Below are 7,315 nucleotides of genomic sequence, written 5' to 3' on the forward strand. Positions count from 1 at the left end.
GGTCCTCGCGCCCGCTCGCGAGGCTTTCGCGGGCGGGCTCAACGTGGCGGCCGTCGTCGCGGCGGTCATCGCGGGCGGCGCGGCGATCCTCGCGCTCCTCCGGCTGCGCCACATCCCGCCCACCGGCTGAGAAGGGAATTCACCATGGTGTCGATCCGTCGCGCGACGGCCGACGACGCGGCGACCGTTCACGGCCTGCTGCGTGAGCTCGCTGAGCACCAGAGTCAGGGGGCTGCGATCACCGTGAGCGTGGATCGCATGGAAGAGCTGCTCGGGCGTCCCGAGATCACCTACCTGATCGCGGAGAGGGACGGACGGGCGATCGGGTACGTGTCCTGGCTCGAGAGGGTCAGCCTGTGGTCGGGCGGCGGCTATCTCGCGCTCGACGACCTCTACGTGCGCGCCGGAGAGCGCGGCCACGGGGTCGGGGAACGGCTGATGCGGGCGGTCGCCGCCGCCTCGGACGGCAGGGTGATCCGCTGGGAGGTCGCCGAGGCCAACGTGGCGGCACAGCGGTTCTACCAGCGCATCGGGGCCGTCCTGGTCTCCAAGAAGATCTGCCGATGGCAGGAGGTGAAGTCCCACGCCGCCGGGGAGCCATGATGGGTCCGCGGGCCAAGCAGACGCTTGGCCGACGAGCCGGGGGGCCCGGTCCCCCCGGAGTCGTTCGGGTCGCGCGCTGTGCGGTGCGGCTCAGTGGGGGACCACTCCGTTCGCGAGGACCCGGCGGTAGGCGGTCACGCGGTCCTCGGCACTGTCCAGGCAGCAGCTGGAGCATTTCACCGCTTCGTCGGAGGTGTAGTAGAGGCAGCATGTGTTGCGTAGGTAGAACAGCCCTTCGCGATCGCCCTCTCGCAGCCTGATCACTTCGCCGAGCTTTTCCAGGTCGCCGGTGGAGGCGGCGAGGAACTCCTCGTAGGCCCGTTGCAGCCGGTCGACGTCGCCGCCGAGTCGGCTGGCGATGCAGAATGCCGCCGCGCACCCGTGCGCCACCCCGCCATGGAGCTGGCGTAGGCCCGCCCGGGTGCGCGTACGCATGGCGTGCGCGAGCGGGAGGAGATGCTCGTCGAGCACCCAGGAGACAAGCGTGTCGACGGGCGCCTCCACGGCGTTGGGCTCCCGTAGCGCGACCGCCTCGAACCCGTGGTGCTCGGAGAGCCGGATGGCCACGTTGTGCGGTCGCATGTCCACGACCACCCGGTCGAGCGCCCATGCCAGCAGCGCGGAGGCGGTCACGGTGCCCGCGTACACGGCCATGACGGTCAGTGCGGTGGCGTGGTCCGACTTCTGGCCGCTGGCCACCCGCTCGGCTTCGAGTACGCGGGAGAGTTCGTCTGATGAGGGGTCGAGCAGCCGGTCGCATGCGATCCAGCCGTCGTGCGCCGTCAGGCCACGTTCAAGCCGGAAGCGGTCCCCGAACGAATCCAGTCGCGAAAAGACATCCATCACTGCACAACCGCACTACGTATCGCCATAGTAGAGGATGATACCCATAACGGGTATACGGTTTCCAGGGCCGGACGGCCGCTCCGGGCCCCGGTCGCCGGCCCCGGGGAACTGCACGGTGAACTGCACGGTGAGCTCATGTGGAAGCCTGGAGGAGCCGGGTCGTATAGGCGTGGGACGGGGATCGGGCCAGGTCGTCGGCCGGGCCGTGCTCGACGACCCGGCCCGCCTGGAGGACCAGGATGCGGTCGCACGACTGGACGGCCTCGCCCAGGTCGTGGGTGACGAGCAGGACGGCGAGGCCGCGTTCGACGGCCAGGGATCGCAGCGTGGTGGCGATCCCCGCGCGGGTGGAGACGTCCAGCATGGAAGTGGCCTCGTCCGCGATGAGCAGCGCGGGGCTGCCGGCGAGAGCTCGGGCGATGGACACCCGCTGGCGCTGGCCGCCGGACAGCTGGCCGGGGAAACGGGCGAGGAACTCGGAATCGTCCGGCAGCCCGGCGGCGGTCAGCGATTCCCGGACGCGGCCGAGCCGCTCGCCCCGGGGCACTCCGGCCACCGCCAGCGGCTCGGCCACCAGCGCCGCCACCCGCATGCCGGGGTGGAGCGAATCGTAGGGGTCCTGGTGGACGAAGCCGATCCGTCGTCGCAGGCGGCGCAGCGCACGGCCGGCCGTCAGCTCCCGGCCTTCGAGCGTCACGCGACCGGCGGTCGGTTTGATGAGACCGAGCAGAATCCGGGCGAGCGTGCTCTTGCCCGATCCGCTCTCGCCCACGAGGCCGACGATCTCGCCCGCGCTGATCTCGAGGTCGACGTCGCGCAGCGCGTCCACGACCCGTGAGCGGGCCTGGTAGGTGTGCCGGATGCCTGACGCGCTGACCACCGCGCTTCCCGACGGGCTGTCGACGCGGGGCACGTTCGGGTAGGAGGGGTGGTCCGGCTCGTCGTGACGGTGGCAGGCGACCTGCGCCTCTCCGCGTGCGACCAAGGGCGGCGTCTCCTCGCGGCAACGGTCGACGGCGAGCGGGCAGCGGGCCGCGAACGCGCAGCCGGGCGTGACGTGCCCGAGGGCGGGCGCGGATCCGGGGATGCTGCCCCAGGCGACCTCGCGGTCGGCGACGGGGGTCGCGCTGAGCAGTCCTGCCGTGTAGGGGTGGGCGGAGGCCGGGGAAAGCGCGCGAGCCGGGCGGACTTCGGCGAGGCGGCCCGCGTACATGATGGCGACGCGGTCGGCGTACGGCAGCAGCCCGGCCAGGTCGTGCGAGACGATCAGCATGCTGGTGCGGAGCCCGGCCAGGAGGGCGAGGACCTGCCGCTGGGTGATGGCGTCCAGCCCGGTGGTGGGTTCGTCCGCGACCAGCAGGTCCGGCTCGCCGGCCAGGGCGAGCGCGATGGCCACCCGCTGGCGTTGCCCGCCGGACAGCTCGTGCGGATATGACCTGAGCATCGTCGCCTGGAGCCCGACGCGGTCGAGCAGGTCGGCGGGCTGGGCCGTGCCGCCGTGCAGGGTGAGCATCTCGGCGAGCTGGGCGCCGATGCGATGCACGGGGCTGAGCCCGGTCATCGCGCCCTGCGGCACGGTGGCGACGCGGGTGCCCCGCACACCTGTCCAGTCGGTCCGTCCGACCAGTTCGTGTTCGCCCAGCAACGCGGACCCGCCGGCCTGTGACGTGGAGGGGAGCAGGCCGAGCAGGGTGCGGGCCAGCGAGGTCTTGCCGCAGCCGCTCTCGCCGACCAGCGCCAGGATCTCGCCGTCGGCGATGTCGAGGTTGACGTGCGAGACCGCGGCCAGGCCGCCGTACCGGACGGTCAGGTCGCGTACTTTCAAGGTCATCGGGCAGCCTCCCGCAGGGCAGGGTTGAGCCGTTCCTCCACCGCGACGCCGATCAGGGCGAGGGAGAGCACTGTGAGCGTGATGGCGGCGCCGGGCGGCAACGCCCACCACAGCCAGGCGTCGGACAGGAAGACGCCGTTGGTCTGCACCCAGTAGAGCGTGGTGCCCCAGCTCGGCGAGGTCGGGTCGCCGAGGCCGAGGAAGGACAGGGTGGCGTCGTAGATGATGGCGACCTTCGCGGTGCGGACGAAGACCGGGATGAGCAGCGGCCCGATGAGGTACGTGCCGTGGCGGGCCAGCAACCACCAGGCCGGTGCGCCCATGGCCCGCGACACCTCCAGATGGCCGCGGGACCAGGCGGTGAGCACCCCGGCCCGGAGCACGCGGGCGGGGACCGGCCACAGGATGAGCGCCAGGATCGCCGCCCGTATGCCGAAGGACTGGCCGAGGAAGGCGGCCGCCAGGATGTAGAGGATCAGCTCGGGCAGGATCAGCAGGACGTCCGCGCCGCGCATCAGCGAGACCGACAACCAGCGCGGGCCGATCCCGGCGGCGCCGCCGATGATCGCGGCCAGCAGCGTGGTGCAGACGGCGACGATGAACGCCAGGCCCAGGGAGGTGCCGGCGCCCACGATGAGCTGGTCGAGCAGGTCCCGGCCGAGATCGTCGGAACCCAGCGGCAGGCCTGCCCGCGGCGGTGCGTACGGCTCGGCCACCCGCTCGCGCCCCGCACCGTCGGGCAGGGCGGCTCCATACGCCGCGATGGCGACGATCGCGGCGAGGACGCCGACGCCGATCACTCCTTGCGCGCCGAGCAGGTTCCGGCGCGGCGCCTTGAGGAACATCATCTCCGGTCTCCGGTTCTGGCACGGGGATCCAGCAGCGGGTACGTCGCGTCGGCCAGCGCGTTCATGAGCACCACCATGACGGTGAGCACCAGGAACGCCCCCTGCATGAGCGGGTAGTCGCGGGCGGTGATCGCGTCGAAGGTGAGCCGCCCGAGCCCGGGATAGGCGAAGACGGTCTCGACCACGATGGCCCCGGCGGCCAGGAAGCCGATCTCCAGCATGAGGATCGTGTGCACGGGCAGCAATGCCGGGCGCAGGGCGTGCCTGCGCACGAGCCTGCCGTACGGCACTCCGCGGGCGTGGGCGTGCTGCACCGGCTCGCTGGTCAGGACGGTGAGCAGGGACGAGCGGGTGTAGAGGAACAGATATCCCATGCCGGTGACGGTCAGCGTCGTCACCGGCAGGACCAGGTGCTGCAGGACCCCGCCGACCGTCACCCCTTCCGGCCCGGACACGCCGTAGGTGGGCAGCAGCTGGAGCTTCACCCCGAACAGGACGATCAGCAGCATGCCCAGCCAGAACTGCGGGACCGAGTCGGCGACCACGGCCGCGCCGAGCAGCCCGGAGCCCTTGCCCCGGCGGCGACGCAGGGCGCCCGCGACGCCCAGCGTCACCCCCAGGACGGCGGTCACCGCAGTGCTGGTGCCCACCAGGAGCAGCGTCCACGGCAGCGCGTCCGCCAGCGCCTGGGTGACGGGCCGGCCGTCCGACAGCGAGGTGCCGAGGTCCAGGGTGAACACGCCGGTCAGGTAGTCGAGGAACTGCTGGGGGAGCGGCCGGCCGAAGCCGTACTGCGTGGCGATCTGCGCGCGCTCGTCGGCGGTCAGCCTGGCCAGGGCCTCCGGGCTGCCGAACAGCTTGAGCGGGCCACCCGGGAGCGCCCGGGGGAGCGCGAAGTTGAGCGTGAGCGCGACCAGCAGCACCGAGAGGTATTCGGCCAGCCTGCCGGCGATGTAGCGGGGGTAGCCGCGGCGGACGGCCTGGACGGCCGTCATCCGAGCCGGTAATCGACGAGGGAGAACTTGTTCAGCGCGCCGGAGCCGTTCTGCCAGGTCCAGCCGCTGTAGACGTCCTTACGGAAGGCGTAGGCGCCGTTGCGGTAGTACAGGGTGAGGAACGGCAGCTGCTCCGCTATCTGGGCCTGGAGCTTCTTGGCCGCCTCCGTTCTGGCCTCCATGGTGGGTGCGGCGGTCATGGTGGCGATCGTCTCGTCGACGGCCGGGCTCTTGAAGCCGACGACATTGAGGCTGCCGTCGTCCGGGTCGGAGGCCAGGAGCTGGGCGATGGTGCCGCTGCTGAGCATGACGGGACCGGACCAGCCCCACATGGACATGTCGTAGTTGCGGCCCTTACGGACGTCGTAGTCGGGCCAGACCTTGGCGTCGAGGGAGTCGGAGTCGAGCGAGGTGACCTTCACCGCGACGCCCGCGTTCTTGAGCATGCCGCGGATCAGCTCGGCGCTGCGCAGCCGGTCCGTGGAGGCGCTCTGCACCAGCAGCTCGTACGACATGGGCTTGCCGTCCAGCACCCGGATCCCGTCCGGTCCCGGCTTGGCGCCGAGAGCATCGAGCTCCCGCTTGGCCGCCTCGGCATCGAAGATCGGCGGGAGCCGGTCTCCCTTGATGGGCGACTCCGCGTGGATGAAGCCGGGATTGCCCGGGGTGCCCTGGCCGAGCAGCGCCGTCTTGACCAGATCCCCCGTGTCGATGGCCTTGGCCAGAGCCCGGCGTACCTCGGGGCGGTCGAACGGCGGTCTGGTCGTGTTGAACGCCAGCAGCGTGGAGGCGAACTCGGTGCCCTTGACCACGCCGATGCCCGGCTGCCTTTCCAACGTCGCGAGCTGCTGCGGGGGCACGATGCGCGTGGACATGTGCACCTCTCCGGTGCGCAGGGCGGCGAACTGGGTGGACTCCTCCGGGATCACGGCCACCTTGATCGAATCCACTTTGGGCTTGCCCAGGGCATAGGCGGGGTTGGCGGTGAGGGTGTAGCCGCGGGCGTTGTCGTACTGGGTCAGCTTGTACGGCCCGCTGCCGACGGCTTTGTCCACCCCTGCCGTGCTCACCTTCTGCACCGACTCCCACAGGTGCTTGGGAAGGATCGCCATGTCGGCCAGGATCCGGCGCGGAAACTCGGGGTCGGGCGCCTTGAGCGTCATGGTCACGACGTCGCCACTGGCGCTGACCTTCGCGATCGGGCGGACGTCGACCGACGAGTCGCCCTCCATGTTCTTGCGGTAGAAGTCGACGCTGAACACCACGTCGTCGGAGGTGAGCGGCTTGCCGTCGTGCCAGGTGACGCCCGGCCGGAGCGGCAGGGTGAACGTCTTGTTGTCGGTGGTCTTGATCTCTTTTGCCAGGAGCGGCGCGACGCCGTCGCCCCGCACGATCACCAGCGTGTCGAAGAGCAGTTTCACCAGGTTGTTGCCCGGGTAGCCGGTCTGGTTGGTGAACGGCGTGAGCGTGCCCTCGTCAGAGGAGATGGCGATGGTGATGCTCTTGGCCTGCCGGGTGCCGGGGGTGCTGGGTGTCGTGCCGGTGCTGGATCCGCATGCCGTGAGGAGCGCGAGGGAGAGCAGCGCGGCGGTGGTTCGGTGGTACAAAACAAAACCTCCGGGGGGTATATGAGGTGCAGGATGACCCCATCGGGGAGGGCGTGCATTGCACGTGACTCTATAGGTCCGCTCCGTAGATGCAAGAGTCCATTGTGTAAACACCGTAATTCGCATTGAGCTGCGATGACATGCCTGCCTGGGCTTCTTGGGTCAGCGCTCGTGCATGGGCGGGTAGGCAACCTACTATGCCGACTAATAGTCGTGTCGCCGGTTGGCCCCGATCGCCCACCTGGGCTCAGGCTCGGCTTGGAATACGGTAGGGGGGTATGGTACGTTCAAGGAGTCGGAAGGGGGAGGCATGGTCGGATACAGCGACAGCAAGCAGGACCAGCTGCGGCGGCTGCGCCGGATCGAGGGTCAGGTGCGGGGGTTGCAGCGGATGGTCGAGGACGACAAGTACTGCATCGACGTCCTGACGCAGGTTTCGGCGGCCACCAGTGCTCTGCAGTCGGTCGCGATCTCCCTGCTGGAGGATCATCTGGCGCACTGTGTCGCCGAGGCCGCCGCTCAGGGCGGGCCGGAGGCTCAGGCGAAGGTCAAAGAGGCTTCCGACGCCATCGCGCGGCTCGTTCG

Annotated in this window: 7 protein-coding genes; 2 read left to right on the forward strand and 5 right to left on the reverse strand. The window is 70.3% G+C overall.

Annotated features, from left to right (window positions below; all coding sequences use genetic code 11):
* Positions 1-144: 144 nt before the first annotated feature.
* Entirely contained in the window at positions 145-603 is a 459-nt protein-coding gene (locus tag ACWDX9_RS56680; RefSeq protein WP_449971286.1) for an N-acetyltransferase family protein, read from the forward strand.
* Positions 604-693: 90 nt separating this feature from the next.
* Here ACWDX9_RS56680 and ACWDX9_RS56685 read toward each other — a convergent pair whose 3' ends face one another.
* The 5 genes from ACWDX9_RS56685 to ACWDX9_RS56705 form a co-directional block, all read right to left on the reverse strand.
* Complete coding sequence (locus tag ACWDX9_RS56685; protein ID WP_449971288.1) at positions 694-1,446, reverse strand: (2Fe-2S)-binding protein; 753 nt, start codon at positions 1,444-1,446, stop codon at positions 694-696.
* A 136-nt stretch (positions 1,447-1,582) separates the two neighbouring features.
* Positions 1,583-3,280: an ABC transporter ATP-binding protein gene (locus tag ACWDX9_RS56690; protein ID WP_449971291.1), complete on the reverse strand. Its 1,698-nt coding sequence runs from the start codon at positions 3,278-3,280 to the stop codon at positions 1,583-1,585.
* A complete protein-coding gene (locus ACWDX9_RS56695; RefSeq protein WP_449971294.1) occupies positions 3,277-4,128 on the reverse strand; it encodes an ABC transporter permease in 852 nt (283 codons plus the stop codon). The genes ACWDX9_RS56690 and ACWDX9_RS56695 overlap by 4 nt, the downstream gene beginning before the upstream one ends.
* A complete protein-coding gene (locus ACWDX9_RS56700; protein WP_350727961.1) occupies positions 4,125-5,123 on the reverse strand; it encodes an ABC transporter permease in 999 nt (332 codons plus the stop codon). The genes ACWDX9_RS56695 and ACWDX9_RS56700 overlap by 4 nt, the downstream gene beginning before the upstream one ends.
* The gene (locus ACWDX9_RS56705) at positions 5,120-6,730 is read right to left on the reverse strand and encodes an ABC transporter substrate-binding protein (protein ID WP_449971297.1); all 1,611 of its coding nucleotides are present in this window, start codon (positions 6,728-6,730) and stop codon (positions 5,120-5,122) included. The genes ACWDX9_RS56700 and ACWDX9_RS56705 overlap by 4 nt, the downstream gene beginning before the upstream one ends.
* 310 nt (positions 6,731-7,040) lie before the next feature.
* Here ACWDX9_RS56705 and ACWDX9_RS56710 point away from each other — a divergent pair.
* Positions 7,041-7,315 (forward strand): metal-sensitive transcriptional regulator (locus ACWDX9_RS56710; RefSeq protein WP_449971300.1); only part of this gene is annotated, 275 nt, incomplete at its 3' end.

This window comes from Nonomuraea sp. NPDC003201, from assembly GCF_053590415.1.

Excerpts from the sequence above, each read along its gene's own strand:
- ACWDX9_RS56680 (WP_449971286.1), top strand. The coding sequence starts at position 145 with ATGGTGTCGATCCGTCGCGCGACGGCCGACGACGCGGCGACCGTTCAC.
- ACWDX9_RS56685 (WP_449971288.1), bottom strand. The coding sequence starts at position 1,446 with ATGGATGTCTTTTCGCGACTGGATTCGTTCGGGGACCGCTTCCGGCTT.
- ACWDX9_RS56690 (WP_449971291.1), bottom strand. The coding sequence starts at position 3,280 with ATGACCTTGAAAGTACGCGACCTGACCGTCCGGTACGGCGGCCTGGCC.
- ACWDX9_RS56695 (WP_449971294.1), bottom strand. The coding sequence starts at position 4,128 with ATGATGTTCCTCAAGGCGCCGCGCCGGAACCTGCTCGGCGCGCAAGGA.
- ACWDX9_RS56700 (WP_350727961.1), bottom strand. The coding sequence starts at position 5,123 with ATGACGGCCGTCCAGGCCGTCCGCCGCGGCTACCCCCGCTACATCGCC.